Consider the following 25,452-nt stretch of genomic DNA (forward strand, 5'->3'; position numbering starts at 1 on the left):
TCTCTTACAATTTTGACGGTGAGGCTACGCAGCGGCCACGTCGTTCTGCCATCTTGATTTGCGCCCGTTCGGTTTCATCGAAAAAGGCCAGGGCAATCTGTATCAATTCCTCGCTGAGGGCGTAATTCCCATTGAAGCGCTGCTCAACCATGCCCTCTTCCACTAAAAATGGCAGAGTACGACTGATATTGGCGGGTGAGTCATTGATAAGCTCCGCCAGGGCTTTATTGGACAGGCCGTCACGGTAATGCCCCTTCATGGCTTTTAAAATACGCAGCGCCCGTCGTGTGCGTGAAGAAGGGTGCAGTAATAAGGTGTTTTTCATCGGATGCCTCTTTTTCATTAATGGAAATTGTGATACCGTCAGTGAAACAGGCGAATGTTATGTTTTATGGCGTTTTTTACTGTGTGGCATCGGTGAACCGACTATCTGTTCAATGGCGCGTTTTGCTTTACGGGCTTTTCCGCGTGAACCTTGGCAAGCACCATTCAGTAACACATAGATGTCATGAGGCTTAAAGCCAGATTCCTGTGCCCACTTAGCGACTGAAGGATATTGCTGATAGACATGCTCGTAAAAATTGCGCTTAAAATCGGCGGGATGTTGCAGTGACATGGTGTTATCTCCGTCATAAAAAGTTAAAAATAAATATATATTGGTATACAAAATATTGTAAAGTCTTTTTTGTTTATTTTTGTATATTTCTTATTACCGTAAAAAAACACTGGCTGTTATCGGCCTAAAGGAGACCTGTATGGCAAAGAAAAAAGCGGCAACCAGCCTGTCTGTAACTACCGCGGACAATATCACGATTGCGGGGGGGGGGGGGCAATTGCATACCCTGAAAAAAATGCAGCAAACAGTGCCCAGCAGGAGGTGATGGCACGTTTTGGCGATGGGCTGCCCTATGAACGAGAGAGGATTGTGCATGAAGCGCGCTTCTATATGGCACAAAGTGCCGAAGCCATGCTGGAGGCGGGAAAGCGGTTGATTATTCTGAAAGAGAATGAGCCGCATGGAGAGTTTGTAAATATCGTAACAAGCCAGTTAGGGCTAGCTGAAAGAACCGCTCAAATTATGATGAAGGCATCGCTAAAATATTTATCACCTCAATTAGGTGGAAAAGCGCAGACGTTTGCGGCTCTCGGCAAGGCAAAACTCTATGAGCTGATGTTGGAAGACGATGAAGACCTCGCTGAACTCGCCGAAGGCGGCACTATCGCAGGTCTGACCCTCGACGAAGTTGACCGGATGTCGGTACGGGAATTACGGGCAACATTACGTAAAGATGAAGCGGCGCTTAAACGCAGCCAGCAACTGGTGGCCGAAAAAGAGAAGCAACTACAACAGTTAAGCCAACAACTGGCGGGCAAAACCTCGTCGGTTGCTGCGAGCGATGAACAAATACCCGTTGATGCCCAGCAGTGGGTCACGCTGACACTCGAAGGCGTGGGAGATCGCCTCAAATCCGAGCGCCTGCGGTTGGGGCTTAGCCAGGAGATCTTCGCCGAACGCTGTGGGGTTAAAAAGCTCACTCAGTATAATTATGAAAAAAGTGAGCGACATCCGGATGCGGGCTACTTAATCGCGGCAAAAGCGTTAGGAGTCGATCTTCTTTATGTGATGACCGGTGAGCGCAGCGATGAAGCCAGTGCGCTCGATGTGGTGAGGGATGAGGAGGAAGCCACTTTATTGACGACGTTCCGACACATCCCTGGTGAAACACGCGAGGTGGCACAACGTACCCTGGCTGCAATGGCAGAGAAAAAATCCACTCGTCACCGCGCTTAAGTCTTCCCTGCATTCGTGGCCGCAAAAGGGATTATTTGACGGTAATAATCAGCTCACGCCGTTGGGTGGGCTGATTGCTATTGAGACTATACCGAATCGGTACGCTCTCCATCTCGAACCCCTGAAACACTGCCCGCATTTCAGGAATATCATTGACCGAAATAATCATCATCCCCGCCAGGTCTCGTCCCATCCCCGCCAGTTTTTCGTATTGTTCCAGACCAAAATCGACGCCATAGCCTTCCGTTCCCCAATACGGCGGGTCGCAGTAAAACAGCGTGTGCGGACGGTCATAACGGGCAATACAGCTGGCCCAATCCAGGTGTTCAATGGTGTGCGTGATAATCGCAGATGAGCGAGCGATAACTCTTCTTCCATGCGCAACAGGTTCAAGCGTGGCGCAGTGGTGGTGGTCACACCAAAGGTGTGATCCGCCACCTTGCCGCCGAACGCCTGTTTTTGCAGGTAATAGAAACGGGCTGCCCGCTGGATATCGGTTAAGGTCTCGGTCGGCGTGATGTTTAGCCATTGATACATCGCTCGGCTGACCAGCGCCCATTTAAACTGGCGCATAAACTCTTCCAGATGGTGTTTCAGCACCCGATAGAGATTGACCAGCTCGCCGTTGATATCGTTAATCACTTCCGCTTTGCTCGGTGACTTCATAAAGAAGAGCGCCGCTGCGCCACAAAACGGCTCCACGTAGCAGGTATGCGCAGGGAAGCGCGGTAAAATCTGTTTTGCCAGCCGCCGTTTACCGCCTATCCAGGGCAGTATCGGTAAAAAATGTTGCTGCATTGTCTGTAAGCCTTTTTCACTAATGGAAATTCGTGTAGACTCTTTCCTGTCCTCGAGGACGGAAAGCGCCACGGTTGACTCACAGGTTCGGTCTGTGTGTTGACGGCCTGTCCGGTGTGACTGCACTGGGTGGGTCGCGCTTTTTCCCTTGCCCCGTTAGGGGCTAATGACTGCGCCTAACCTAACCGTTCACCCATCCTCCCACTAGTAAACCGCTTTAAAAGCGTTTAGCGACCTGCCTTGTCACACTGTCTGCCTGATTCTCAGGGAGATGGTGATGAAAACACGAAAAAAATTAATCTTACCGCCCTTAACCACCCCGCGATTAAGCGGTTGGTTGCTCACCGCTGCCGGTTTGTTGCTGGTGATTGGCCTGGTCTCGCCACAGCAATTACCGGTGGTGCTCTACAAGCTGGCTTTGATTACCCTGGCGGCGGTGGTCGGTTACTGGCTTGACCGCTCGCTGTTCCCCAAGGCCCGCCCCGGTCAATACCTGCACCATGACCATCCCGAGGTGGCGCAGGGCCGTCATCCGGTGCGCGGCGGCTGCCATCAGGTGTTTGCTGCTGCACAACTGCGCCGGGCGCTGATTGTTGCAGCCGTTTGCCTGGCTGTGGCTACGGGGCTTTAACGATGACTCTCTATATGTACGGGCCTCAGGTTGTCTGGGCTGTGCTGGTACTGCTGAAACTGGGCATCGAGTTAGCCCTCCACGGGCAGGCCCGTACGAGTAAGCACAGTTTCTGGGGGCAGCTCTTTCGTTCGGCCACGGTAGCCTGGCTGCTCTGGTGCGGTGGTTTCTTCAGCCAGGCCAGAGCGGCACAGCCACCGCAGACGTCCCTGCAGTACCGTGCTGATGTGATCCGCAATGCGCGCCTCGAATGGGGAATGTCTGCGCCAGTGGCAGACTTTGCCGCGCAGCTGCATCAGGAGGGCGGATGGCGAGCAAATGCAGTTTCACCGCTTGGCGCTCAGGGGATGGCACAGTTTATGCCTGCCACCGCCGACTGGATTAGTCAACGGGTACCTGGGCTGAACAGCCGGGAGCCGTTTAATCCGGCATGGGCTATCCGGGCGCTGGTCAGCTACGACCGCTGGCTGTGGCAGCGTGTCAGTGCTGTTGATGACTGTGAGCGCATGGCGATGACCCTGTCGGCCTACAACGGTGGCCTGGGCTGGGTACAGCGTGACCGCCGTCTGGCGGAAAGTCAGGGGTACGATAGCCGCCGCTGGTTTGACAGCATTGAGCGAGTCAATGCCGGACGTCGCGTGAATGCCTGGCGTGAGAATCGTCATTATCCACGCCGCATTTTAAAAAGCCTGGCCCCCCTTTACCTGAGTTGGGGAGGGGCAAGCTGTGTTTAGTTCAGTCAGCCTAAAAAGCCTCGGCGGGGTGCTGGTGATGGCTCTGCTATCGGGCATCTGGTGGCACGGCTACACGCAAGGCAGCCATCGGGCAACGCAGAGGAGCGAGGCAACCCTCCATCAGCTGCGTGAAACATTTGCAATGCAGGAAAAGCAACGCGCCGAGCAGGCCGCGCAAGCCCTGCGAGTCCTGCAGCAACGTTTTGCCCATCAGGTGCGGGTCGCCCATCAGGCCGAACAGGACTACCTGACGCGTATTGAGCAGCTTCGCACTCAAACCCAACAATTAACCCGGCGGATAGATGATGTTACCCAACGTTGGCAGGATGAAAAAGGCCAGCCGCATGCTGTGTCCTGCGTATTTACTCGTGGCTTCGTGCAGCACTACAACGCCGCCCTCGGTGTGTCCGACGCCAATGATTCAGGCGCTGCCGCCGCTCCCGGCGGCGCTGGCAACACGCCCCAGCCCACTGCGCCCGCTGGTGAGCCGCTCAGACCCAGCCCGGTCACCCAGCGCGATATCCTCGCCAATATCACCGACAACGGGCAGCAATGTCAGGTCTGGCGGGCACAGGTAAACGGGCTACTGGATTATATTGAAGGATTAACACCATGACATTACAGGTCGATTTTTGGGTACTGGTGAGCTATCTGTTCGGACTGGCAGGCTTTTTGGGTGGGCTGGCCCGCTGGTTTATCCGGGAGACGGAAAAGCGCCAGGCCGAGCGGTTTGCGTCACTGGAGCGGTTAATGCGCGAGGCATCCGATAAAGGGTCGCGCCTTGAGCGTGAAGTCCTGGAGTTCAAAGTGGAAGTGCCGGCGCGTTATGTCCGGCGCGACGAATTTATTCATTATCAGCAGGTGGTGGAGTCACGGCTTGACGCGATTTACCAGAAGCTGGAAACGATACAACTGCGTCAAGTGACGGGAGGATAAGGATGATAGAGACCGAACAGGTGCGCCGCGAAGGGTTGCGCTGGGTGTTACTGCAGGTGGTCAACAAGGCACGGCCCTATCCGGCCAATGACCGGCTGCTATGGGATGTGGGCCATTCGCTCTACCCGGACATGACCATGCTGGAGCTGCAAAAAGAGTTACTGTTCCTTGAGGGCTTAAGTCTGGTTCGCCTGACCCGACCGCCAGCACGTGCCTGGACTGCCACGCTAACGCCGGAAGGGGTGAATCTGGTGGAATACGTCACCGACGATATCCCCGGGATTGCCCGCCCGGCCAAATACTGGAGGGAGTGACGATGGCACCGCGCAGTCATATCGAGGTATTGCCCCCATCGGTACGTGAATGGCTCGACCGGGCGCTGACCGAGCGCAATTTCAGTGGCTACCGGGAGCTGGAGACGTTGCTGCGTGATAAAGGGTATAGCATCGGTCGGGCGCAGATTTCCCGTTACGGTCAAAAGGTGCAGCGCCGCTTTGCCGCCATTCGTGAAGCCACCGAAATGGCACGCGTCATTACCGAAGGGGCGGAAGACGACCAGGACAAACGCTCGGAGGCGATTATCGCCACCATTCAGGCCGATATCCTGACCGCGCTGATTGACGTACGAGAAGCCAGTGATGACGAGATGGAGCCCGCCGAGCGCGCATCCCTGTTAGCCAAAGTGGGTAAAAGCATTGCCACCCTGACCCGCTCGTCAGTCAGCCTCAAACGCTATCAGGCAGAGGTGCGCGAGAAAATCGCCGCCCGTCTCGATGAGCTGGAGCAGGAAGCGGCGCAGCAAGGTAAAGCACATGTCAGTCTGGATACGCTGAAGCGGGTGCGTGAAGAAATTTACGGGATTATCGCATGAGCAAAAATGTTGAACTCTACCCTTACCAGCAGCGCTGGCTGCTTGACCGGTCGCGCTTTAAAATCGGCCAGTTTGCCCGCCAGACCGGCAAAACCTTTACCACCACGCTGGAGCTGGTTGACGACTGCTTTGAGACCGAGGCCCGTGGCGGTCGTACCCGCTGGGTCATTCTTTCGCGCGGTGAACGACAGGCCAAAGAGGCGATGGAAGAAGGCGTCAGAAAGCATTGCCAGGCTTATAGTCTGGTGGCGCGTGAGTTTGAAGGTTACCTGATGGGCAGTGGAGGTGAGCGTTATACGATGCTAGAGGCGGTGCTGCCCGGCGGCTCGCGTATTACCGCACTCCCGGCCAACCCGGATACGGCGCGCGGCTTTGCCGCCAATGTGTTTCTCGATGAGTTCGCCTTTCATGCCGACAGCCGCAAAATCTGGACGGCGCTATTTCCGGTGATATCGAACGGCTACAAGCTGCGCGTCACCTCCACCCCTAACGGCAAAGGCAACAAATTCTATGAACTGATGACCGATGCGTCATTAGATACCGTCTGGTCACGCCATGTGGTGGATATCTATCAGGCGGTGCGTGAAGGGCTGCCGCGCGATATTGCCGACATGCGTGCTGCCTTGAACGACGAGGATGCGTGGGCGCAGGAGTTTGAACTCAAATGGCTCGATGAAGCATCAAGCTGGCTCTCCTATGAACTGATTGACGGCGTAGAGCATGACCTGGCGGGCATTCCTGAGCACTATGCCGATGGCCCCTGTTTTGTCGGCGTTGATATCGCCACCCGTCATGACCTGTTTGTGATTTGGGTGATTGAGCAGGTGGGGGATGTGTACTGGACGCGCGACATCATTACCCGCAAACGGGCCACCTTTGCCGAGCAGGACGCGCTGCTCGATGATGTCTTTTTTCGCTACCGGGTACTGCGTTGCTGCATTGACCAGACCGGCATGGGCGAAAAGCCGGTGGAAGATGCCAAACGCCGTCATGGTACCCATCGCGTCGAGGGGGTGCTGTTTACCGCCGGTAATAAACTCACGCTGGCCACGCGCGGCAAAGAAATCTTTGAAGACCGCCGGTTGCGTATTCCGCAAGGTGACAAGGATTTACGGGCTGACCTGCACAAGTTAACGCGCGTGACCGGCCCGACCGGTGCCCCGCGCTTTGTGGCCGATAGCGATGCCAGTGGCCATGCTGACCGCACTTGGGCCTGTTTTCTGGCGCTCAATGCCGCCGACAGCCCGACCGGGCCGGGACGTGTTTACTCCCGCCGCCCCCGGCAGGCTAACCGATTACTGGAGGGTTATTAATGGCACAAGGACTCTATGTGACACCGACCGAATTTGTCGCCTTCGCTGACCCGCGTCGGCCACTGATGCGCACGATTGCCTCGCGCGAGCGCAGCCCGGCAGGCATTCTGGGGTTTACCCAGTGGCTGCCTAACCCGGACGTTATTCTTAAATCCCTGGGGCGCGACATCAGCGTCTACCGTGAACTGCGCGCTGAGCCGCTGGTCGGCAGCAGCATTCGCCGCCGTAAATCAGCGGTCAAGGCGCTGGAGCGGGGACTGACGCCCCGCAATGCCGATCCGGCGGTGGTGGATTTTCTGCGTGAGGTGATGGAAGGCTGGGATATCGACCGTATCATTGGCGAGCTGCTGGATGCGGCCTTCTTTGGCTACCAGCCCGCTGAACTGACCTGGGTCAAACGTCACGACCGCCTGCAGGTCAGTGATATTGTCGGTAAACCGCCGGAGTGGTTTAGCTTTGATGACGGCAACCAGCTGCGCTTTCGTGCCAGACAGGCCGGGCTGGCCGGTGAATTATTGCCGCCGCGCAAGTTTGTGGTGGCAACACAAGATGCCACCTTTGATAACCCCTACGGCTTTCCTGACCTGTCGATGTGCTTCTGGCCGGTGGCGTTTAAAAAAGGCGGCTGGCGTTTCTGGATGCGCTTTACCGAGAAGTACGGCAGTCCCTGGCTGGTTGGCAAACACCCACGCGGCACCGCCGATGCGGAAATTGACCTGCTGCTCGATTCGCTCGACAAGATGGTGGAAGACGCGGTGGCGGTTATTCCCAATGATTCCACGGTGGAAATCATTGAATCGGCGGGCAAGGGTGCCTCCAGCGACATCTATCGCCATCTGATTGAACTGGCGCGCTCTGAAATCGTCATTGCCCTGCTGGGACAAAACCAGACCACCGAAGCAGAGACCACGCACGCCTCGGCGCAGGCCGGACTGGAAGTCGCCGCCGATATCCGCGATGGCGATGCGTCCATGGTGATGAGTGCCATCAATCAGGTACTGCGGTTTATGGTGGAGCTTAACTTCGGTGAGGTGCCGATGCCTTCATGGGAGCTGTGGGCGCAAGAGACCATTGACGAGACCCAGGCCAAACGCGATTTGAGCCTGTCTCAGGCCGCGACGCTGTTTACCCCGCAATACTTTATGCGTGAGTACAACCTGCAGCCGGGCGACCTGCGCGAGTCTGCGGTCATGACGCCCCTGACGAACGCGGCCTTTGCCGAGACGCAGTCCGACGCCGCCGGGCTGGCAGAGGATGAACTGGAGCACGCGCTGGAGAGTCTGATAACCAGCGGGCAACGGGATAAGGCCATGCAGCCGATACTGGCTCCGCTGTTTGCCGCCGTCGAGCAGGGCCAGTCTCCCCAGGCATTAATGGGCATGCTGGCAGAAATGTATCCGCGTATGGCGGCTGACCGTCTGCAAGCGCACCTGGCGCGGATTTTATTTGTGGCGAACATCGCCGGGAGGCTCAGTGCTCAACAGTAACGACATTGCCGTCTGTTTTGGCCTGCCGCCTGCACGCGCCATTGCCTACCTCAGAGCCAAGGACAGCAACCCCCTCAAGGATATTGAAGCCGGCATGGAAATTGTTCGCCAGAACATTGGTCTGCGACCGAATGTGATCACGCTCGGTGCATCCGTGATGGCCCTGCTGCGTTTTCATCCCGCTCTGCAGGCTGCCATCGGTGCCAATGAGCGCAAGCGCATCACCGAGGAGATCCTCAAGGACCTGTTCCAGGTGGACAAGGTGCTGGTCGGCGCGCCACGGGCGATCGCCGAGGACGGCAAAAAGGTCTCCGACCTGTGGAAGGACAACGTGATGCTGCATTACGTGTCCGGGCCACAGGCCAGCGGCGACAGCGCCGATGAACACGAGCCGTCATTTGGTTACACCTTCCGCCGTCAGGGTATGCCGAGGGTCGATAAGTTTGACAGTGCCGGGGGCAAGGTGGTGAACGTGCGTTACACCGATATCTACAAGGTGGCGGTGGTGGGCAGTGATGCCGGTTATCTTATCACCAACGTAAAAGGAGCCTGAGTCATGGTGACCCAACAGGTGGTGCTGACCACCACAATGATTGCCGCCGAGGCGTTAATCCAGCACCGACTGGTCGGTATCTCCGGCAAGGTGTTTAAAGGCAGCGGCGCAGAGCTGGGCGTGGCGGCGGTAGACGGTAAAACCGGCGATGCCGTCCCGGTTAACGTGATAGGCATTATGGCGGTGGAAGCCGGGGGCGCAGTCAGTGCCGGTGAATATGTGAAAGCCGATACCGAGGGGCGTGTTATCCCTGAAAGTCCACTGGATAAGGGGGCGTTGCCCGTTTCTACGGTGGGGGTCGCGCTCGATAGCGCCACTGCCGAAGGCCAGCTTATCCGCATGGTGCGAGGTATCTGATGGATTACTGCACACCCGATGATGTGGCGGCGGTGATTCCCCGCCAGACGCTGATTGAGCTGACGCAGGATGAGGTGAGCATGGCGATTTGCCAGGCGCTACCGGAAGTGGTTAATGAGGCCGTGGTCAGTGAGGCTATCCGGTATGCGGTCGAGCTGATTGATGCGCATCTGCGCGGGCGCTATACCCTGCCGCTGACGCAGGTACCCACTGTCCTTAAGGATTTGGCGCTGAATCTGGTGTGCCATGCCCTCTATCGCCGCCGCCCTGAAGGTGACCTGCCGGACGCGGTGAAGGAAAGCTACCGCGCCACCGAGAAAACCCTGGTGGCATTGCGCGACGGCAAGCTGACGCTGGGCATTCAGGCGACACAGAAGGATATGCCCGAGCCGGGGGAATACCGTGTCCGCAGCCGGGAACGGCAGTTCGGTGGCCGTGATGGCCTGTTGGAGCGCTACTGATGGATACCCTTACCCTACTGAGTGCGGTGGTTGAACGCTTGCGCCTTCAGCTGCCAGGGCTGCATGTGGATTTTTTCCCCGAACGGCCTGAGCAGTTTCGCCTGAACCATCCGCACGGGGCGGTGCTGGTCAGCTACGGCAAATCCCGCTTTGGCCAGACGCAGGATATCGGGGTAGTTATTCAGCCGCAGACCGTCAGACTGACCGCCACGGTGGTAGTGAGACAGCTTAACGGCAAAGACGGCGCGGTGACGGTACTTGACCAGGTGCGCCAGTGTCTGGGCGGCTGGCGTCCACCCGACTGCCAGCGTGATATCTGGCTGGTCGAGGAGGTCTTTTTGGGGCAGACCGAGGGGCTGTGGCAGTACGCGCTCACTGTTGAGACCGTGACGGTCTTTATCCAGAACGACAGCCCCGAAGACAATCCCCCATTAACCCATATAACCCGTGAGGAGCAATAAAGATGGCCCTGTTTCGTTATGACGGCCCACCCAGTGGCGTCACCCTGCGTACCGGCGAGGTGCTGCAGGAAGTCCTGCTCTGGCCAGGGCGGGAAGTGAAAATGCCGGAAGATCATGAGTACACCCAGACACTGGTGTGTCTCGGCTATCTGACGCGCCTGGATGCGCAACCAGTCTACATTGAACCGGCGGCGCGTCCGGTGACATCCCGGCCTGCCGCCACCCCCTCGCCGACAGCGAAGGCGGGAGAGCGTAAAACAGACAACCCGCGCACGGAAGGAGAAAAAGCATGAGCGATCCCTATGTACACGGCCCGGAGACCATTGAGGTCGAGCGCGGCCCCCGTCCGGTACGAGGCTCTAAATCATCGGTGATAGGACTGATAGGCACCGCCCCGACCGGCCCGGTGAATAAACCGATACAATGCCTGTCAGAAAAGGACGCGGCCCAGTTTGGCCCGGAAATCGACGGTTTTACCATACCGCAGGCGCTGCGGGCGATTTACGATCATGGAGCCGGTACGGTGGTGGTTATCAACGTACTGGATCCAACACGGCACACCCAGCACGTGGATGAAAATGACCTGAAATTTGATGTACAGCATCAACGTGCCGGACTGCGCTATGGCTATGTCAGCCATCTGGTATTGAAAAGCGCCGACAGCAAAACCACGTATCGGCGAGAGACGGATTATCAGCTTGAGCCGATAAGCGGGACGCTAACGCGGCAAGCCAAAGGCGCTATCCCGGCAGGCGAAGCCTGTATCGCCAGCTACGATCATCTGGATACCGGTCAGGTCACGCCGGCAGATATTCTGGGCAGTATCGATACCGCCGGACGACGGAGCGGCATCAAGGTGCTCGACGATGTTTATAATCTGCTGGGCTATGACGCCAAAATTTTGATTGCACCGGTCTATTGTACCCAGACCTCGGTCACGGCGGAGCTGGCGGCCTATGCCGACAAGCTCAAGGCTATCGCCTATGTGGATGCGCCGATTGGCACCACCTTTGCGCAGGCTATCGCCGGTCGCGGGTCGGCGGGTACCATCAACTTCAACACCGCCTCCGAGCGGGTGCGCCTGTGCTATCCGCATGCCCTGGTCTATGACAAGGCCAGCAACAAAAATCGCCTGGAGCCGCTCTCGCAACGCGCGGCGGGATTGCGGGCGAAAGTCGACCTGGAAAAAGGGTTCTGGTGGTCGTCCTCCAATCAGGAGATTGCCGGGATTGTGGGTATGGAGCGGGCGCTGTCGGCGAAACTTGGTGATGCCCAAAGTGAAGTTAACCAGCTTAATGAAAACGGCATCACCACGGTATTTAACGGTTTTGGTACCGGTCTGCGCCTATGGGGCAACCGTACGGCTGCGTTTCCGACCGTCACCCATATGAAGAACTTTGAAAACGTGCGGCGCACCGGCGATATGCTCGACGAGGCGCTGCGCTTTTTCAGTCTGCAGTATATGGACAGGCCCATCGATCAGGCATTGATTGATGCCCTGTGCGAGTCGGTCAATGCCTACGGGCGCAAGCTGATAGGCGATGGGGCATTGCTTGGCTTTCTCTGTTGGTATGACAAGGCACGTAACACGCAAGAAGCGCTGTCTGCCGGGCATCTGCTGCTGAATTACGCCTATACCCCGCCCCCTCCGATGGAGCGGCTGACCTATGAAACCGAGATCACCGCCGAGTTTCTGGCTAACCTGAAAGGAAGCGCGTCATGATAAGGAGAGGTGGACGCCCGGTATTACGTCAGCGCCACTGTGTGGCGGTGATAAGCGGGCGTCTAATAAAAGAAAACAGCGGCGATGCGCGGCCCTGTGCTGTCAGCGGCATTAATGTTATCGAGGAGAATGCGTATGACCGGTAAAATTCAGCTTAACGCCATTAGCAATGCCAATATTTACGTTAATGGCAATAATCTGCTGGGCAGGGCCGAAGAGGTGAAGTGCCCGGAGATACAGGCCATCATGCAGGAGCGCAAGGCGCTCGGTCTGGTGGTCAAGATAGAGTTGCCCTACGGTTTTGACAAACTGGAGGGGGAAATCAAGTGGAACAGTTTCTACGCCGATGTCGCCCGGCTGGTCGCCAACCCGTTTAGCACCTACCAGCTGCAGTGCCGTTGCAGTGTTCAGCAGTTTGCCAGCCAGGGTCGGTTCAATGAAGTGCCGATGGTGACCTATATGACGGTGATGTTCAAAAAGAACCCGCTGGGCACCTTCAAGCAGCATGAGGATCCGGATTTAAGCAGCGCCTTTACCTGCACCTATATCAAGCAGGTGCTGGATGGCGAAGAATTACTGGAGCTGGACTACATGGCGAATATTTTTCGCGTCGGCGGGGTGGATATGCTGGCAGACTACCGGGCCAATATTGGTGGTTAGCGGGTGATCCCTTTTCAGCGGTGTTATCACGCCGCTATTGTCAACGACGGTCGAAAAGTGATCCACTTTTAGCACGTACCAACGGTTGAATAGTGATCCACACTTTTTAATGGTGTTTAAAAGACCCTGACCGCACCAAAAGACAGACTGTCAGGGTCAAGATCATCCTCTCAATCCAGGAGCTTATTATGCACGACACTTACCCCCTGCGTTTTCCCTATCCGCTCGCCAACGGCGAGACGCTGACCCAGGTCACCGTGCGGCGTTTGACCGTGCGCGACATGAAACAGGTACGCAAGCAAAGTCAGGATCCGTCTGATTTGGATGAATTGCTGGTTGCCAGCATGACCGGGTTGTTGCCGGAAGATTTGGACAAAATGGATCTGGCGGATTACCAGGCATTGCATGGCCGATTTCGCGACTTTGCGGGGCTGGATACAGTATCCGGGACAACTGCGTAAGGCGGAGGCGTTACTGGCAAGGTGGTTTCGCTGGCAGCCCAGTGAAATTGAGCGGCTAGCGGTAGAAGAATTTGAGGGCTACCTTAAGGAAGCGGGCGAACAGATAAAGCGCGAATACGGCGAATAGTCCAAAAAAGAAAGCGAAAAAAACCTTCAGTGGCGAAAAAAGCCAGTGCGATAAAGGGACCAAAACAGAACGCAAGAAGGGCTAAAGCCAGGCTAATTACGGCTGTAGCAATGCCGGACATCATAAAAATGGTTATCCAGGATTCGCTTTTGGCCACCATAGGTTCTATTACCCAGTACAGGCCATAGCAATAACATACAGTGACCACCATACCGATCAGCACGTTAAAGATATTAAGACGTGTTTCCATGGTTGCTCTCCTCATTGATTATTAGTGAGTTTACCATTATGGCAAGTAGTTTTTCAATTGGCATTGTCGTTTCCGCTGCCTTGCACGGCACGTTTCGGGCTGTCATGGGAAATTCGCAGCGCGCGCTGGAACGGCTCAGTTCAGCGACCAGTCAACTCCAGCAGCGTCAGGCATCGTTGACACGCGCGGTAAGTCGATATGGCGACATTGGCGGCGATGCTGCCCGTCGCCTGAACGGTGAACTGATCCGGGTTGGCCATACCCTGTCCCGGCTGGAAAGGCAGCAGGCTCGCCTGACGCGTGTTACTGCCACTTCGACTGCCTTACGTGATAATCGCCTGAAAATTTACGGTCAGGGACTGGAAACTTATGGCATGGCGCGCGCTGCCTATGGTGCCGTTCAACCGTCAGTAAAACAGTTCATGACTTTCCAGGACAACATGATCGACATGGCGATCACGGCGGGCTTTAACACGAAAACCCGTGACGCGCTGGGAAAAGATATTCGCGTCTGGAGCCTGAAGTACAACCAGACTCAGGACGATTTACAGGCGGCAAGCAGTTCACTGATTGGCAATAATATTGATGATTTGGATGATCTGCGCGCCTACCTGCCAAGTATTGCCCGCGCGGCGACGGCCACAAAAACCCCAGCAGAACTGTGGGCGCAAGCCGCTTTTACCACCAAACAATCATTAGGCATCGCAGCCAAAGATTTTGCTGCCGTACAGAACATCATGACCTATGGGGGTAAAGCAGGATCGTTTGAAATTGCTGATCAGGTGAAGTGGTTACCCGAGCTAGCCCCACAAATGGCGAGTGTAGCGCAGGGTAAGGAGGCCGTTGCGGAGATGGTGGCCGCCTTACAGGTGGCAAAAATTGGGGCGGGCAGTTCAGATAAAGCAGCGAACAATTTTAATAATTTTCTCGAAAAACTGTATGCCCCAGAAACAAGAAAACGCTTTGCCGATGTGCATATCGATATTGAAAAGTCGTTAATGCAGCAAAAAGCGTATGGCATTTCACCGATTGAAGGGATGATGAATACCCTGCAAACCTATCTGGCGCGAAAAAGTCCGCAAGCCCTGGCACAATTTAAATCGGCGATGGCACTGCAAGACGATAAGGCTCGCGATAAGGCGTTATTGGCACTTCAGCAAAATTTTGGGCTGGGTGAGCTGTTCGCCGATATGCAGGTGATGGCTTTTGTCCGTCCGATGCTGGCCAATATGGAGAAGTACCGCACTATCCGTGCTGAATCCTTGAGCACCGCCAACACCGACGTGCAGGCGGAGGACTATTCCAAGCGACTGGCATCGCCGATTGAGAAAATGAAGCAATTGATGATCGCCAGCAGTGATCTGGGGATCAGTATCGGGGAGCAGCTCACACCGCAAGTCGTCGGATTTGTCGATACGGTTGTGCCCTTGATAACGCAGATCAACAGCTGGGTTCAGGCTAACCCTCAACTTGTGCAAAGCATTGCCGGTGTGGTTGGGGGATTGCTGGCCTTTAAAATCGGACTATTTGGTGTGCGAATGGTGTTAAACTTGGTCGCTACCCCATTTGTCTCGCTTTTGAAGGGCTTTCAGACAGTTCGCAGCGGCTGGTTACTGATGTCTGCCGCCTTTAGCCAGGGCGGTAGCCTTCGCCGCCTGACCGGCTTTATGGGCCGACTCTCACGTGGCGCGTTGCGTCTGGGCAAGGTGCTTGGCGGTGGACTGGTGCGTGGTCTGATGATAGCGGGACGTGCCGTGCTGTTTATCGGTCGGGCACTGATGCTGACCCCCATTGGGCTGCTGATTACTGGCATTGCTGTGGGGGCTTTCCTGATTTACCGCTACTGGGGGCCTATCAGCGCCTGGTTCAAAGCCCGCTGGGCGGATATTAAACAGGCGTTTTCCGGCGGTATCGGGGGTGTCGCGGCGCTGATTATCAACTGGTCGCCGGTGGGGCTGTTCTATAAGGCGTTCGCGGGCGTCATGCGCTATTTCAATATTGAGTTACCTGCCAATTTTACCGATTTCGGTCGCAACCTGATTGAGGGGCTGGTCAGTGGTATTCGCAGCAAGCTGACGGCGGCGAGAGAGAGTATCACCGAGTTTGGTGGCAGTATCAAAAGCTGGTTTAGCGAGACGCTGGGCATTAATAGCCCTTCGCGGGTCTTTATGGGTTTTGGGGACAATATCGTTGAAGGTGCCGCTATCGGTATCCGACGCACCACCCCGAAAACCCGCAGTGCCACTACCGACTGGCTGGCGGCGTTGTTGCAGGCTGGTGCAGGACTGGCATTGCCGGGTCTGCCTGGCTGGCGACCCGCACCCATCCCCTCGGTGCCGAACGGGGCGGGTCATGGCATGGCAGGCCAGGGGGTATCGTGGTGCATTTTAGTCCCAACATCGCGCTTGATGGCCGGTCGCAAACCCCTGGTTCGGCGGTACAGCAGGCGTTGAGTCTGGGTGCGCGCGAACTGGAGCAGATGCTGGCGCGCGTACTGCAACAACAGCAGCGCAGGAGGCTGGAATAATGTTTGCCGTATTGGGGGATATCCCTTTTCAGCTGGGTACCAGCTTTGATGCTTTGGACGGCACCTTTGGCAATGACTTTGCCGAGCAGGCACGCATTGGCCACAAGCCGGGCTTACAGTTTACCGGGGCAAAACTGGATGAATACCATCTGACCCTGGTGCTTCATCAGCGTTATTGTGACCCGGCGCGTGAGTGGCAACGGCTGCAGGCGGCGAGCCGTGCCCATCAGGCGCTGGCCTTTGTGCTGGGTAACGGCGATTACAAGGGCTGGTTTGTGATCACCGACCTGTCGCTCAGTACCCAGCTTTGCAGCGCGCAGGGCAGTGCCCAGGCGCTGTCGGTTGAGGTGACGCTGCGCGAATATACCGGCGACCCGCAAAAGCCGCTCAGACCCCCTGCCGTCAAAGGTGGGTTGCCAAACCTGAATCAGACCCGGCAGGCGGCCTTGCCCGCGGCGGGACTGGGCCAGACGCTGCGCCAGGCGGTGGGCTTTGCCCGGCAGGCGCAATCGGCGCTACAGACCGCCTCCAGTGTCATCCGGGTCGCACGACAGATGAAAAGTAATCCGGTGGCGGCGCTGACCCGCGTACCCGGCGTATTAACCAGCCTGGGCGATGTGGCCGCGCCGCTGGCACAATCGCACCCCTGGCTACGCCAGTTAACCGGCACCTTACCCGACGCCATCCCGCTCCTGCGGGCGAGCGGTGAGGCGGCCACGATGATAGACCATGCCCAGGCTACCCTGCGCGGCCTTGCGCCGGGCGAGAGTCAACAGCTGCCCGGTGCGCTCGATACCGTCGCCGGTCTGGTTGGTAATGCCGTGACGGTGTACCAGCATCAGTCCGCACCGCTCAGTCGCCTGGCCAGCCGTATTATTAGCAGGAGGGGATAATGATGGCTACCGAAACCCCTGACGTCATTATCCATACCACCCGCCAAGGCGAACGCTGGGACACCCTGGCGCATCACTATTATGGCGATCCGTTCGGCTATGGGCGCATCATTATGGCTAACCCGCAGGTAGCCATTACTGCGTCGCTCCCGGCAGGCGTATAGCTGCTTATCCCTATCATCGCGGCAGATGACACCGAGGAGAACATACCACCGTGGCTGCGCTAACTCCCCTGTCCGACACGATAACCCCGGTAGATACGCCTACCTTTACCCTGCATTACGACCAGAAAGATATCTCGCGGGAAGTGACGCCTTATGTGTTGTCGGTGAGCTTTACCGACCGGCTGGCCGGGGAAGCCGATGAAATTGACGTTGAGCTGGAAGACAGTGACGGTCGCTGGCGTGAGGCTTGGTATCCAGGTAAAGGCGATAGCCTGACGCTGGCGATAGGTCTGGCCGGTCAACCGCTGCTGGCGTGCGGGACGTTCTCGCTGGATGAGCTGGAATTTTCCAGCCCGCCGGACAGCGTACGGTTACGGGGGCTATCGGCTCCGGTGACCCGCGCGTTGCGTACCCGCAGTAACCGGGCTTTTGAAGCCACCACGCTGCGGGCAATCGCCAGCCGGATAGCCAAAAAACATCATCTGCGGCTGGAAGGGTCCCTTGCGCCTTTGACGCTCGACCGGGTGACGCAGTATAACGAAACCGATCTGGCGTTTATCACCCGACTGGGGCGTGAGTATGGCTATATTGTCAAGGTGACCGATAAGGCGCTGGTGTTTTCCCATCGCGCGACATTGCGCGAAGCCACGCCGCTGTTGACGCTGACGCCATCAGCGGTGAGTCGCTTTACCCTGCGCGATACACTGAATCGCATTTATCAGCAAGGCAAGGTTAAATATCAGGACACCCGCACCAAAAAACTGGTCACCGTCGGGGTGCTGGCCGATGGCAGCATCGGCACGGTGGCAGAGGAAACCGTCCCTGCCAAGGGAAGCCGAACCACCAGTGCCGATACGCTGCACATGCAAAACCGGGCACGCACCCGCGATGAAGCGGTCAGTAAACTGTGCGTCGGACTTAACCGCCACAATGAATACCAGCGCACAGCAAATCTCAGCCTGCCGGGTCAGACCCGGCTAAAAGCCGGTATCACGGTGCAACTGGCGGACTTCGGTCGCTTGTCCGGAGTCTGGCTCGTCACCTCGGTGCGGCATGACCTTAACCGGCAAAGCGGCTATACCTGCGAACTGGAGTTAGGTCAGGGGCCGATTGCCAATGCGCATAAAAAAGGCAAGGCCAGCAATCCACAGACGCTGATGGTCATCGGCAAAAAAGCCGACGGCAGTATTGGCGTGGTGACAACAGAAACCCCCGTTGCACAGGAGAAAACCCGATGAGCGGTATCAAATTTACCACGGGCACGGTGAGTGCGGTGGATGAGAAAACAGTGCGGGTACGCGTTCGCCTGCCGGAGCTGGATAATCTGCGTACCGCCTGGCTTGAGGTGTTGCAGCGTAACACGCAGAACAACAAGGATTACTGGCTGCCGGATATTGGCGAGCAGGTCAAACTGTTACTTGACCCCTATGGCGATGATGGTGTGGTGCTCGGCGCGGTCTATTCACAGGTCGACCGACCGGCGATTGCGTCACGCGACAAACGCCGGGTCGATTTTGCCGATGGCACCTTTGTCGAGTATGACCGCAAAACCCATACGATGGCCGTCGGCGGCACCCTCCAGACCCTAACGTTGATCACTCAGGCTAATGTGCTTATTCAGACGCAAAATGCGACGGTGAAAGCGAGTCAACAGCTCATACTCGATGCACCTGATACCCTTACGACCGGTAACCTGACGGTGCAGAAGCAACTCACTTACCTGGGCGGTATGAGCGGCTCGGGTGGCAAGGGTGTGGCAGCCACCATTAACGGCGATATCAAGGCCAGCGGTGATATCCGGGCCGGGAACGTGTCGCTGGAGAACCATCAGCACAGTAACGGTCATGAGGGCAGGCCAACCGGCAAGCCGATATAAGCGCTTGCAGGCTTTAATGCGCTTTAATACCCTCTGTTGCCCGCCTGTGTCATGCTGCCGGTATGAAAAATGATTATGCAACGTCCGTTTACTGGCAGCCCGCGCTGAACCGTCCCGGCGAACGCGTTTCCGGGTTGGCCGATATTGAGCAGTCCATGCGTATTATTCTGGGTACGCCTTGTGGCGCAGACCTGCATCGACCCGATTTTGGCAGCAACCTGTACCGCTATCTGGATATGCCTACCGAGCAAGCTATCCCCCATGTCGTCAGAGAGACGGTCGATGCGCTGCGGCGCTGGGAGCCACGAATACAACTCCTTGAGGTGAAACCGCGGGTCGACGCCGAACATCTCTGGTTGCGGGTACGCTGGCAGCCGATAACTGACGGCACGCCACAGATGACGGAGGTCGCATGGCGTTAACGGACAAGAAACCGGTATTTGTCAACACCGATGCGGTGGCGCTGACCGCTGAAATGATAGCCTGGTATGAAAAAGTCAGCGGCAAGACGCTCTATCCGGCGCAGGATGAACGGCTGCTGATTAACCTGATGGCTTACCGTGAGGCACTGGTACGCATGGCGATCCAGGATACCGCCGAGCAGAATCTGGTGGCCTTTGCCCGCGCCCCGATGCTGGACTACCTGGGTGAACTGGTCGGTGTATACCGCTTGTCGGCTGCGGCAGCGCGTACCCGACTGCGTTTTCAGCTCGAAGAATCCCCCGACACGCCGCTGGTCATTCCGGCGGGCACGCGCGTCAGCGCCCGCGACAGTATTGTTTTTGCCACCGATGAGGCGGCCACCCTGAGCGACACTACCGTCAGCGTGACGGCCACCTGTACCGAGCGCGGCACACTTGGCAACGGCTGGCAACCGGCGCAAATCAGTACCTTGCTTGACGGCATCAACGATGCAGACCTGAGCGTGACCAATACCGAACCCAGTACCGGTGGCGCTGATCCGGAAGAGGATGCGCATCTGCGTGAGCGTATCCGGCTGGCCCCCGCGTCATTTAGTAACGCCGGTTCGCGCGAGGCGTACCGCTTTCATGCCATGAGCGCCCATCAGGATATCCGCGATGTGGCGGTGATGCGCCCGGTACCGGGTACGGTAGCGCTTTATCCACTGGTCAAAAGCGGCCTACCATCCGACACCTTGCTGGCGCTGGTTAATGGAGCCTGTTCTGACGACAAGGTGCGCCCGCTGACCGATACCGTCAAGGTGGCTTCGCCGGTTAAGGTGACTTACCGGATTGAAGCGGCTATCCGCGTTTATGCTGGCTACGATAGCGCCGAGGTCATGGCCGCCGTGAAGCAGGCCGCCCAGCGTTATGTTGACAAGCAGGCCGCACAACTGGGATGTGATATCGTGCCCAGCCAGATACAGGCCACCCTCTCGGCCAACGGGGTTTACAGCGTCGAGCTAAAACAACCGGCTCTGCAGGTGGTGAAAGAAAACGAATGGCCCTGGTGTGAAAACATCGACCTAACGTTAGCCGGGGTGGTCAATGACTGATATCACATCCGATACCCCCACCCGCGAGAGCTTGCTGCCCCCGCCATTAGCCGACGATAGCCGCTTTCAGTGGCTGGCGATATTGGCGGGCCGATTGCAGCAACTCGACCTGACGCCCCTGCTGGTTTACCTGATGGATATGACCGAAACCAGCGCCTTGCCCTGGCTGGCTGAGCAACTGTCGCTGACCGGCGATAATGGCTGGCATCTGGCGGAGTCCGATGATGCCCGCCGGGCGATGCTGAAAAACGCCATTGAACTGCATCGCTATAAAGGCACCCCCTGGGCGGTACGTGAAGTCATTCGCCGCCTGGGCTTTGGGGAGGTCGAACTGAGCGAAGGGGAAGCGGCATTGGGGGAAACTCTGACCCGTGCCTGGCCCGCGGAATGCCGCTGGGCGCTTTACCGGGTGGTATTGGAACAGATTATTACCAATGACCAGGCGGCGCTGTTACGCCAGACGCTGGCGGCGTTTGCCCCGGCACGTTGTGAACTGGCGGCGCTTGATTACACCGCCGTCCCGTTACGCTATAACCACACCGCCCAGTATGACGGAGTTTATAATCATGGGAGCAGCTAAAATGAGTTACTTAAAAGAATCCCCGACATGGGAAGACGGCATTTACCAGATAGAGACCTCAGACCCGGTATTGGGTGGCCCGGAAGGCATCACCAACCGACCACCCAGGGAATTGGCCAATCGCACCGCCTGGCTAAAGCAGCAGCTGGAAGGCACACAGGCGGCCCTGGAGGCCCATGCCAATTCGCGCAACCATCCAGACGCCACATTGGCAGCGAAAGGGTTTGTGCAGCTGAGTAATGCCACCTACAGTCAGGATGAGACTACCGCCGCGACGCCTAAACTGGTCAATGCTCGGGTCAATGCCATTGTTGACAATGCGCCATCCGATTTAGATACGCTCAACAAGCTGGCGCAGGCCATCAGCAATAACCCGAAATTTGCCGAAAGCGTGACGCAACTGTTGAGCCAGAAACTGGCAAAAAATGAAAATGGCGCTGACATCCCGGACAAAAATCAATTTATTAAAAACCTTGGTTTAACAGAAACAGTAGATTGTGCAAAAAATGCACTGAATAAACGGACTGGTGGTAGCGTCAATGGCAATCTGCATGTGACACAATCCGTGCATATCGGCGATAACGATTCAGGATTACGGGCTAATGGCGATGGCAACGTGGCTTTTTATGCTAATAATGCGAAAGTTGGAGACTGGAGTAATACCAGCCTCCATTGGTTAAGGAATGCTGAAGTTGATGGCACTATCAATACCCATAGCAATTTAGTTGTCTCATGGGGCGGCAGAACCGCGGTTTATCAAGAAAATGGTGATATAACTGGCCCTATTTGGGGCGGTGCGTTAAGTAGCTGGCTTAATATGCAGATTAACAATCGAGGAGCAAAAAATACAGCTCACCTCGCTACGAATGGATGGTGGAAATGTGGTGACACCGGCCTTATCAAACAATGGGGTATCACACCGCCACTCAATGCAGGACAAATTTATACCGTGTCGTTATCTTGTCCGGTTCCTCATGCTATTTTATCCGCAGTAGCGACGGTGAAATACAAAGGCATTGCTTCCGAGGGCAATCTAGGCACCTATGTCGAAATAGTCGGAAAATCGTTAATTATCAGTGCTGATTATACAAGAAAAGGGATTAAAGCGCCCAGAACCTGGGAGTTGGTTTGTTACTAACCCCAGATTATCACACTACTTTTTTGGTACTTCAGGCCACATGTCAACGATCACCGAAAACTGATCCAGAGTTTTGCTGATATCGACACGGTTTAGCAGCACGCGGTATTTTTTCATTACCACTCAATCGTTAACCAACCATTGGCACCATCGCCACCGTTACCGCCAGCCGTGCCAGAGATGCGTGTTCCACCGCCACCACCCCCTCCAGCACCATAGCCGTAAGCTGGTCGGGCATGGTGCGCTCCTTGTGACCCGACATGGCCACCTGGGCCACCCCCACCAAAAGCGCAGGATGCGCCGCTAGCCGCTACCATATAAAAAGTGCTCATGCCATTCAGGTTGCCGCCAATAGCCGTCTCGCCATAGGGATAACCGGCACCACCGTAGCCATTTGTTCCTCCTATACCAGGTGGCCCGCCATCACCTCCGGGTAACATGAGTAAATCGCCTAGCGCCGTCAGGCCACCGTTTTCGCCTTTTATTCCTGAATTATTCGACGCTCCTCCTGCACCGCCTTTGCCACCACGACCTATCGTAATGGTTATCTGTTCACCTGGTGTTACTTTCACAGCTTCACGTATAACAGCTTTTCCCGCACCACCGCCGCCTCCGCCAGAGGTATAACCATTCAGATAGCCAAGTCCACCGCCACCACCGCCCCCTGCTCCACAGCCTGAAACATAAACGGTCGTAATGCCTTCTGGAACGGCAAACACACCACCGTTAAAAAAGGTAGAAAAGCGAGGTTCTAACAAACCAAGGTTTTATAACATCGAGAGTTTAGCTAAAATTTTGACCTAAACCAGCGATTACAAGGCTTACCGAGGTCGAGAAAAGGTTAAAAATGGCAAAAATTGGCTATATGAGGGTGTCAAAAAATGACCAAAACACCGATTTACAGCAAAAATCCTTGATTTGTGCAAATTGTGAACAGATTTTTGAGGATAAAATCAGTGGAAAAACAGACCAGAGACCCGGATTAAAACGCGCGTTAAACTGCCTGAAATCGGGGGATACTCTGGTGGTCTGGAAGCTCGACAGGCTGGGTCGAAGCATTAAACATTTGATTACTTTAATATCCAAACTGGAAGATGAAGGCATCCATTTTCATAGCTTGACGGATGCCATTGATACCTCTACGTCCGCGGGCCGTTTTTTCTTCCATGTGATGAGTGCGTTGGCACAGATGGAGCGGGAACTGATTGTTGAGCGTACTAAAGCGGGTTTAGCCGCAGCAAGAAGCAGAGGACGTATCGGGGGTAGACCTTGCTCATTATCTTCCGCGCAGCAAGAGCAGGCTAAAAAATTACTTGAGTCAGGCCATAGTAGAACACAGCTGGCATTACTGTATGGGGTGTCATTGGCCAGCATCTACAAATATTGTCCAGTTAACCAGAATGCTCGAACAGGCCAAAATGACTCTGATGAAAAATAACAGTGTAATTTCGTTGCACTGATGGAAACAAAAGTAACCCACCATTTATCGCACGTTTTGGCTTCAAATATCGCGCGGCGCATCATCGGCTGATAGGTTTCAATTACAAAATTATGGTGATAGTCAGTACTTAATCATCCAAGGAAGCGGATATTTAAGACATAAAAACGGGCAGCCGATCATTATCGATGTCTCACAAGAAAAAATAAGAGATGTGCCATTATGAGTTATTTTGGTTTAGATCCGGTGGTTGATAATCAACGGTTAGATGATGCCATCCATAGCACAACTGAGCAGCAAGCTGGTTTTTTTGATGCATTTTTTTCTGCCGGCTATAAAGGTCTTTATACTGGATTAGTTGCTAAACCTGATCAGGTGCTTTGGGGATTAGTTGATACGGTTGTTTCGCCCGTAGCTCAATTTGTTAATGATCAGTTTGCCATCAATGATAGTTCTGAAGCCTTTATTAAACAGCAACGCAAATTGGCAGAACAGCAAGTTCGACGTTTAACCCCTGATCCGGCCACCACAGGAACGGCAGGTCAGGTATTGTTTAGCCTGTTTGATATCGGTAGTCAGGCAGTTGCTGCCTCAATAACCGGCGGCGCTACCGCGGCCGCTTTATCTGTTGGGGGCATACAGGGCTTTTCTGAATACGAAAAATTAACAGCAGAAGGTGTAGACAAAAGCACCGCAATAGACAAAGCCACTAGCGATGCAATTTTTACCACTGGTGGCATGTTTTTGCCAATGTCTTTGGGCTTACGCGGTGGTGGGATATTGTCCGACAGCGTTGCGGCACAGCTACTAACAAAAGGCAGAATGGCAGGAAACATAGCTGCACCTATCGTAAAGGCCACACCCGATATTGTTTTTTCCTCGGGTGCCAATATAGCGATGGGAATGGCTCAGCGGGGATTTGCTGGCAAAATTTTAACAGCGGGTGGCTATCATGACATCGCAGCACAATATGACATTTTAGATCAACAGGCTATCGCGATTGATGCGGTGTTGGGTGCCGCTTTTGGGGGTATTGGTCGGTTTATCAATAGCCGTGGAGAAAATATTAAGCCACCAGATTTTGAGACGACTCAGATAGATGCCGCCTTAACCGCCAACCAACAATTATATATTGAACTTGATACCGCGATCGGGCTACCGATTAATGCCATGTCATTAAATGGTCATGTGGCGGCAATGAACAAGGCGATGCAGGACTTATCGCAAGGTCGTGCTGTTGACGTTGGCAATCTATTAGCCGAGGCGGAATTTTTACCCAAAAGGCTCAATAGAACTTATGTTAATTCTGCTGTCCGTGATGCATTGGGCATTAATGAAGAGCTTAGTACTCAATCTAAACCCACTGATACGGTTGTTGATAATGTTGCTACAGAAAGTAATTTTACTTATATTTCGACACCTAAAGCCAGAGATAAAGCTCAGATAGCAAATGATGAAATGGGCAAAACAGAAGGATTGGTGACAGGTGATAAAACAGCAACTACTTTTGAGGCTGATTATCAAGGGGCTGAATTGGCAATAAAAGAACATCCGCATTTAGAAATAGACTTTATGGATGACGCTGGCAATACATCAAGAGTAAAAGCGACGGATTTATATGAGGAAGTTAATCGTCAGGTTGAGAATGCTAAACATGATGCCAGCTTATTTGACGTTGCGATTCGCTGTTTTCTTGGGAGATAAA

At 55.2% G+C, this 25,452-nt stretch carries 34 protein-coding genes and 2 pseudogenes; 30 read left to right on the forward strand and 6 right to left on the reverse strand.

The genetic code is table 11. The annotated features are described in order from the left end of the window. Positions 1-4 precede the first annotated feature (4 nt). Both AACL31_RS18210 and AACL31_RS18215 read right to left on the reverse strand, forming a co-directional pair. Positions 5-325, reverse strand: coding sequence for a helix-turn-helix domain-containing protein (locus AACL31_RS18210; RefSeq protein ID WP_310512892.1), 321 nt, complete (start codon positions 323-325; stop codon positions 5-7). 57 nt (positions 326-382) lie between these two features. After that, positions 383-616 (reverse strand): hypothetical protein, encoded by a 234-nt coding sequence (locus AACL31_RS18215; RefSeq protein WP_310512893.1) that lies wholly within the window; start codon positions 614-616, stop codon positions 383-385. Between the two features lie 139 nt (positions 617-755). Between AACL31_RS18215 and AACL31_RS18220 the strand changes: the two genes are divergently transcribed. Together AACL31_RS18220 and AACL31_RS21175 are read left to right on the forward strand one after the other, a co-directional pair. Next, positions 756-881, forward strand: coding sequence for a hypothetical protein (locus AACL31_RS18220; RefSeq protein WP_339053491.1), 126 nt, complete (start codon positions 756-758; stop codon positions 879-881). Further along, on the forward strand, positions 881-1,792 hold the full coding sequence (locus AACL31_RS21175) for a helix-turn-helix domain-containing protein (RefSeq protein WP_409013956.1): 912 nt from the start codon (positions 881-883) through the stop codon (positions 1,790-1,792). The genes AACL31_RS18220 and AACL31_RS21175 overlap by 1 nt, the downstream gene beginning before the upstream one ends. A gap of 31 nt (positions 1,793-1,823) precedes the next feature. Here the strand turns inward: AACL31_RS21175 and AACL31_RS18230 are convergent. Beyond that, positions 1,824-2,590, reverse strand: a pseudogene (locus AACL31_RS18230) (DNA adenine methylase). Positions 2,591-2,867: 277 nt separating this feature from the next. Here AACL31_RS18230 and AACL31_RS18235 point away from each other — a divergent pair. The 17 genes and pseudogenes from AACL31_RS18235 to AACL31_RS18315 all read left to right on the forward strand — a co-directional run bounded on the left by AACL31_RS18235 (position 2,868) and on the right by AACL31_RS18315 (position 13,238). Next, positions 2,868-3,221: a putative holin gene (locus AACL31_RS18235; RefSeq protein WP_310512923.1), complete on the forward strand. Its 354-nt coding sequence runs from the start codon at positions 2,868-2,870 to the stop codon at positions 3,219-3,221. A gap of 14 nt (positions 3,222-3,235) precedes the next feature. Continuing rightward, positions 3,236-3,955: a transglycosylase SLT domain-containing protein gene (locus AACL31_RS18240; protein WP_310512931.1), complete on the forward strand. Its 720-nt coding sequence runs from the start codon at positions 3,236-3,238 to the stop codon at positions 3,953-3,955. Beyond that, positions 3,948-4,571: a hypothetical protein gene (locus AACL31_RS18245; protein ID WP_310512924.1), complete on the forward strand. Its 624-nt coding sequence runs from the start codon at positions 3,948-3,950 to the stop codon at positions 4,569-4,571. The genes AACL31_RS18240 and AACL31_RS18245 overlap by 8 nt, the downstream gene beginning before the upstream one ends. Beyond that, positions 4,568-4,891: a hypothetical protein gene (locus tag AACL31_RS18250; RefSeq protein WP_310512925.1), complete on the forward strand. Its 324-nt coding sequence runs from the start codon at positions 4,568-4,570 to the stop codon at positions 4,889-4,891. Before AACL31_RS18245 ends, AACL31_RS18250 begins: the two co-directional genes overlap by 4 nt. A gap of 2 nt (positions 4,892-4,893) precedes the next feature. After that, entirely contained in the window at positions 4,894-5,205 is a 312-nt protein-coding gene (locus AACL31_RS18255) for a hypothetical protein (RefSeq protein WP_310512926.1), read from the forward strand. A 2-nt stretch (positions 5,206-5,207) separates the two neighbouring features. Next, complete coding sequence (locus AACL31_RS18260) at positions 5,208-5,762, forward strand: DUF3486 family protein (RefSeq protein ID WP_310512927.1); 555 nt, start codon at positions 5,208-5,210, stop codon at positions 5,760-5,762. Then, a complete protein-coding gene (locus AACL31_RS18265) occupies positions 5,759-7,075 on the forward strand; it encodes a terminase large subunit domain-containing protein (protein ID WP_310512928.1) in 1,317 nt (438 codons plus the stop codon). Before AACL31_RS18260 ends, AACL31_RS18265 begins: the two co-directional genes overlap by 4 nt. After that, the gene (locus AACL31_RS18270) at positions 7,075-8,562 is read left to right on the forward strand and encodes a DUF935 domain-containing protein (protein WP_310512929.1); all 1,488 of its coding nucleotides are present in this window, start codon (positions 7,075-7,077) and stop codon (positions 8,560-8,562) included. Before AACL31_RS18265 ends, AACL31_RS18270 begins: the two co-directional genes overlap by 1 nt. A 67-nt stretch (positions 8,563-8,629) precedes the next feature. Then, positions 8,630-9,115 (forward strand): annotated as a pseudogene (locus AACL31_RS18275) (hypothetical protein); the annotation flags it as partial. A gap of 3 nt (positions 9,116-9,118) precedes the next feature. After that, on the forward strand, positions 9,119-9,472 hold the full coding sequence (locus tag AACL31_RS18280; protein WP_310513445.1) for a capsid cement protein: 354 nt from the start codon (positions 9,119-9,121) through the stop codon (positions 9,470-9,472). Next, complete coding sequence (locus tag AACL31_RS18285) at positions 9,472-9,933, forward strand: DUF1320 domain-containing protein (protein WP_339053492.1); 462 nt, start codon at positions 9,472-9,474, stop codon at positions 9,931-9,933. Before AACL31_RS18280 ends, AACL31_RS18285 begins: the two co-directional genes overlap by 1 nt. Then, positions 9,933-10,394: a Gp37 family protein gene (locus AACL31_RS18290; protein ID WP_339053493.1), complete on the forward strand. Its 462-nt coding sequence runs from the start codon at positions 9,933-9,935 to the stop codon at positions 10,392-10,394. The genes AACL31_RS18285 and AACL31_RS18290 overlap by 1 nt, the downstream gene beginning before the upstream one ends. A 2-nt stretch (positions 10,395-10,396) precedes the next feature. Further along, the gene (locus tag AACL31_RS18295; protein ID WP_310513448.1) at positions 10,397-10,687 is read left to right on the forward strand and encodes a hypothetical protein; all 291 of its coding nucleotides are present in this window, start codon (positions 10,397-10,399) and stop codon (positions 10,685-10,687) included. Further along, entirely contained in the window at positions 10,684-12,117 is a 1,434-nt protein-coding gene (locus tag AACL31_RS18300; RefSeq protein WP_339053494.1) for a phage tail sheath subtilisin-like domain-containing protein, read from the forward strand. Before AACL31_RS18295 ends, AACL31_RS18300 begins: the two co-directional genes overlap by 4 nt. Further along, positions 12,114-12,263, forward strand: coding sequence for a hypothetical protein (locus tag AACL31_RS18305; protein ID WP_339053495.1), 150 nt, complete (start codon positions 12,114-12,116; stop codon positions 12,261-12,263). The genes AACL31_RS18300 and AACL31_RS18305 overlap by 4 nt, the downstream gene beginning before the upstream one ends. Continuing rightward, positions 12,253-12,777: a phage major tail tube protein gene (locus AACL31_RS18310; protein ID WP_339053496.1), complete on the forward strand. Its 525-nt coding sequence runs from the start codon at positions 12,253-12,255 to the stop codon at positions 12,775-12,777. Before AACL31_RS18305 ends, AACL31_RS18310 begins: the two co-directional genes overlap by 11 nt. 188 nt (positions 12,778-12,965) lie before the next feature. Beyond that, positions 12,966-13,238, forward strand: coding sequence for a phage tail assembly protein (locus AACL31_RS18315; protein WP_280632355.1), 273 nt, complete (start codon positions 12,966-12,968; stop codon positions 13,236-13,238). A gap of 83 nt (positions 13,239-13,321) precedes the next feature. Here AACL31_RS18315 and AACL31_RS18325 read toward each other — a convergent pair whose 3' ends face one another. Then, positions 13,322-13,615, reverse strand: a complete 294-nt coding sequence (locus tag AACL31_RS18325; protein WP_310513134.1) for a hypothetical protein — start codon at positions 13,613-13,615, stop codon at positions 13,322-13,324. 38 nt (positions 13,616-13,653) lie between these two features. Here AACL31_RS18325 and AACL31_RS18330 point away from each other — a divergent pair, with 38 nt between their 5' ends. The 9 genes from AACL31_RS18330 to AACL31_RS18370 all read left to right on the forward strand — a co-directional run bounded on the left by AACL31_RS18330 (position 13,654) and on the right by AACL31_RS18370 (position 22,309). Then, positions 13,654-16,068, forward strand: coding sequence for a phage tail tape measure protein (locus AACL31_RS18330; RefSeq protein ID WP_339053497.1), 2,415 nt, complete (start codon positions 13,654-13,656; stop codon positions 16,066-16,068). A gap of 73 nt (positions 16,069-16,141) precedes the next feature. Further along, positions 16,142-17,035, forward strand: a complete 894-nt coding sequence (locus tag AACL31_RS18335) for a phage tail protein (protein ID WP_339053498.1) — start codon at positions 16,142-16,144, stop codon at positions 17,033-17,035. After that, positions 17,035-17,199 carry a tail protein X gene (locus AACL31_RS18340; protein ID WP_422389264.1) on the forward strand — a complete coding sequence of 55 codons (165 nt, stop codon included), beginning with the start codon at positions 17,035-17,037 and terminating at the stop codon, positions 17,197-17,199. Before AACL31_RS18335 ends, AACL31_RS18340 begins: the two co-directional genes overlap by 1 nt. Before the next feature lie 50 nt (positions 17,200-17,249). Further along, the gene (locus AACL31_RS18345; protein ID WP_339053499.1) at positions 17,250-18,437 is read left to right on the forward strand and encodes a phage late control D family protein; all 1,188 of its coding nucleotides are present in this window, start codon (positions 17,250-17,252) and stop codon (positions 18,435-18,437) included. Beyond that, positions 18,434-19,075, forward strand: a complete 642-nt coding sequence (locus AACL31_RS18350; RefSeq protein WP_310513009.1) for a phage baseplate assembly protein V — start codon at positions 18,434-18,436, stop codon at positions 19,073-19,075. The genes AACL31_RS18345 and AACL31_RS18350 overlap by 4 nt, the downstream gene beginning before the upstream one ends. Positions 19,076-19,137: 62 nt before the next feature. Then, a complete protein-coding gene (locus AACL31_RS18355; protein WP_310513010.1) occupies positions 19,138-19,497 on the forward strand; it encodes a GPW/gp25 family protein in 360 nt (119 codons plus the stop codon). Continuing rightward, entirely contained in the window at positions 19,488-20,591 is a 1,104-nt protein-coding gene (locus tag AACL31_RS18360) for a baseplate assembly protein (RefSeq protein ID WP_310513011.1), read from the forward strand. The genes AACL31_RS18355 and AACL31_RS18360 overlap by 10 nt, the downstream gene beginning before the upstream one ends. Then, positions 20,584-21,171 carry a phage tail protein I gene (locus tag AACL31_RS18365; protein ID WP_310513012.1) on the forward strand — a complete coding sequence of 196 codons (588 nt, stop codon included), beginning with the start codon at positions 20,584-20,586 and terminating at the stop codon, positions 21,169-21,171. The genes AACL31_RS18360 and AACL31_RS18365 overlap by 8 nt, the downstream gene beginning before the upstream one ends. 1 nt (position 21,172) lies before the next feature. Further along, positions 21,173-22,309: a phage tail protein gene (locus AACL31_RS18370; RefSeq protein ID WP_339053500.1), complete on the forward strand. Its 1,137-nt coding sequence runs from the start codon at positions 21,173-21,175 to the stop codon at positions 22,307-22,309. Between the two features lie 15 nt (positions 22,310-22,324). Here AACL31_RS18370 and AACL31_RS21180 read toward each other — a convergent pair whose 3' ends face one another. Together AACL31_RS21180 and AACL31_RS18375 are read right to left on the reverse strand one after the other, a co-directional pair. Continuing rightward, positions 22,325-22,426: a tail fiber assembly protein gene (locus AACL31_RS21180; RefSeq protein WP_422389265.1), complete on the reverse strand. Its 102-nt coding sequence runs from the start codon at positions 22,424-22,426 to the stop codon at positions 22,325-22,327. Then, on the reverse strand, positions 22,426-23,067 hold the full coding sequence (locus AACL31_RS18375) for a hypothetical protein (RefSeq protein WP_339053501.1): 642 nt from the start codon (positions 23,065-23,067) through the stop codon (positions 22,426-22,428). Before AACL31_RS18375 ends, AACL31_RS21180 begins: the two co-directional genes overlap by 1 nt. A gap of 89 nt (positions 23,068-23,156) precedes the next feature. Here AACL31_RS18375 and AACL31_RS18380 point away from each other — a divergent pair, with 89 nt between their 5' ends. Next, positions 23,157-23,747: a recombinase family protein gene (locus tag AACL31_RS18380; RefSeq protein WP_310513658.1), complete on the forward strand. Its 591-nt coding sequence runs from the start codon at positions 23,157-23,159 to the stop codon at positions 23,745-23,747. Positions 23,748-23,969: 222 nt separating this feature from the next. After that, entirely contained in the window at positions 23,970-25,451 is a 1,482-nt protein-coding gene (locus AACL31_RS18385; protein ID WP_310512494.1) for a hypothetical protein, read from the forward strand. Position 25,452: the final 1 nt, after the last annotated feature.

The organism is Arsenophonus endosymbiont of Crataerina pallida (assembly GCF_964020125.1).
GTDB classification, from domain to species: domain Bacteria; phylum Pseudomonadota; class Gammaproteobacteria; order Enterobacterales; family Enterobacteriaceae; genus Arsenophonus; species Arsenophonus nilaparvatae.

What these genes read in the sequence shown, in the direction of transcription:
- AACL31_RS18285 (WP_339053492.1), top strand. Translation starts at nt 9,472, where the DNA reads ATGGATTACTGCACACCCGATGATGTGGCGGCGGTGATTCCCCGCCAG.
- AACL31_RS18255 (WP_310512926.1), top strand. Translation starts at nt 4,894, where the DNA reads ATGATAGAGACCGAACAGGTGCGCCGCGAAGGGTTGCGCTGGGTGTTA.
- AACL31_RS18355 (WP_310513010.1), top strand. Translation starts at nt 19,138, where the DNA reads ATGAAAAATGATTATGCAACGTCCGTTTACTGGCAGCCCGCGCTGAAC.
- AACL31_RS21180 (WP_422389265.1), bottom strand. Translation starts at nt 22,426, where the DNA reads ATGAAAAAATACCGCGTGCTGCTAAACCGTGTCGATATCAGCAAAACT.
- AACL31_RS18365 (WP_310513012.1), top strand. Translation starts at nt 20,584, where the DNA reads ATGACTGATATCACATCCGATACCCCCACCCGCGAGAGCTTGCTGCCC.
- AACL31_RS18210 (WP_310512892.1), bottom strand. Translation starts at nt 325, where the DNA reads ATGAAAAACACCTTATTACTGCACCCTTCTTCACGCACACGACGGGCG.
- AACL31_RS18215 (WP_310512893.1), bottom strand. Translation starts at nt 616, where the DNA reads ATGTCACTGCAACATCCCGCCGATTTTAAGCGCAATTTTTACGAGCAT.
- AACL31_RS18270 (WP_310512929.1), top strand. Translation starts at nt 7,075, where the DNA reads ATGGCACAAGGACTCTATGTGACACCGACCGAATTTGTCGCCTTCGCT.
- AACL31_RS18335 (WP_339053498.1), top strand. Translation starts at nt 16,142, where the DNA reads ATGTTTGCCGTATTGGGGGATATCCCTTTTCAGCTGGGTACCAGCTTT.
- AACL31_RS18235 (WP_310512923.1), top strand. Translation starts at nt 2,868, where the DNA reads ATGAAAACACGAAAAAAATTAATCTTACCGCCCTTAACCACCCCGCGA.
- AACL31_RS18295 (WP_310513448.1), top strand. Translation starts at nt 10,397, where the DNA reads ATGGCCCTGTTTCGTTATGACGGCCCACCCAGTGGCGTCACCCTGCGT.
- AACL31_RS18280 (WP_310513445.1), top strand. Translation starts at nt 9,119, where the DNA reads ATGGTGACCCAACAGGTGGTGCTGACCACCACAATGATTGCCGCCGAG.
- AACL31_RS18305 (WP_339053495.1), top strand. Translation starts at nt 12,114, where the DNA reads ATGATAAGGAGAGGTGGACGCCCGGTATTACGTCAGCGCCACTGTGTG.
- AACL31_RS18385 (WP_310512494.1), top strand. Translation starts at nt 23,970, where the DNA reads ATGAGTTATTTTGGTTTAGATCCGGTGGTTGATAATCAACGGTTAGAT.
- AACL31_RS18300 (WP_339053494.1), top strand. Translation starts at nt 10,684, where the DNA reads ATGAGCGATCCCTATGTACACGGCCCGGAGACCATTGAGGTCGAGCGC.
- AACL31_RS18290 (WP_339053493.1), top strand. Translation starts at nt 9,933, where the DNA reads ATGGATACCCTTACCCTACTGAGTGCGGTGGTTGAACGCTTGCGCCTT.
- AACL31_RS18370 (WP_339053500.1), top strand. Translation starts at nt 21,173, where the DNA reads ATGAGTTACTTAAAAGAATCCCCGACATGGGAAGACGGCATTTACCAG.
- AACL31_RS18250 (WP_310512925.1), top strand. Translation starts at nt 4,568, where the DNA reads ATGACATTACAGGTCGATTTTTGGGTACTGGTGAGCTATCTGTTCGGA.
- AACL31_RS18315 (WP_280632355.1), top strand. Translation starts at nt 12,966, where the DNA reads ATGCACGACACTTACCCCCTGCGTTTTCCCTATCCGCTCGCCAACGGC.
- AACL31_RS18360 (WP_310513011.1), top strand. Translation starts at nt 19,488, where the DNA reads ATGGCGTTAACGGACAAGAAACCGGTATTTGTCAACACCGATGCGGTG.
- AACL31_RS18220 (WP_339053491.1), top strand. Translation starts at nt 756, where the DNA reads ATGGCAAAGAAAAAAGCGGCAACCAGCCTGTCTGTAACTACCGCGGAC.
- AACL31_RS18240 (WP_310512931.1), top strand. Translation starts at nt 3,236, where the DNA reads ATGTACGGGCCTCAGGTTGTCTGGGCTGTGCTGGTACTGCTGAAACTG.
- AACL31_RS21175 (WP_409013956.1), top strand. Translation starts at nt 881, where the DNA reads ATGGCACGTTTTGGCGATGGGCTGCCCTATGAACGAGAGAGGATTGTG.
- AACL31_RS18340 (WP_422389264.1), top strand. Translation starts at nt 17,035, where the DNA reads ATGATGGCTACCGAAACCCCTGACGTCATTATCCATACCACCCGCCAA.
- AACL31_RS18325 (WP_310513134.1), bottom strand. Translation starts at nt 13,615, where the DNA reads ATGGAAACACGTCTTAATATCTTTAACGTGCTGATCGGTATGGTGGTC.
- AACL31_RS18310 (WP_339053496.1), top strand. Translation starts at nt 12,253, where the DNA reads ATGACCGGTAAAATTCAGCTTAACGCCATTAGCAATGCCAATATTTAC.
- AACL31_RS18330 (WP_339053497.1), top strand. Translation starts at nt 13,654, where the DNA reads ATGGCAAGTAGTTTTTCAATTGGCATTGTCGTTTCCGCTGCCTTGCAC.
- AACL31_RS18380 (WP_310513658.1), top strand. Translation starts at nt 23,157, where the DNA reads ATGGCAAAAATTGGCTATATGAGGGTGTCAAAAAATGACCAAAACACC.
- AACL31_RS18260 (WP_310512927.1), top strand. Translation starts at nt 5,208, where the DNA reads ATGGCACCGCGCAGTCATATCGAGGTATTGCCCCCATCGGTACGTGAA.
- AACL31_RS18265 (WP_310512928.1), top strand. Translation starts at nt 5,759, where the DNA reads ATGAGCAAAAATGTTGAACTCTACCCTTACCAGCAGCGCTGGCTGCTT.
- AACL31_RS18350 (WP_310513009.1), top strand. Translation starts at nt 18,434, where the DNA reads ATGAGCGGTATCAAATTTACCACGGGCACGGTGAGTGCGGTGGATGAG.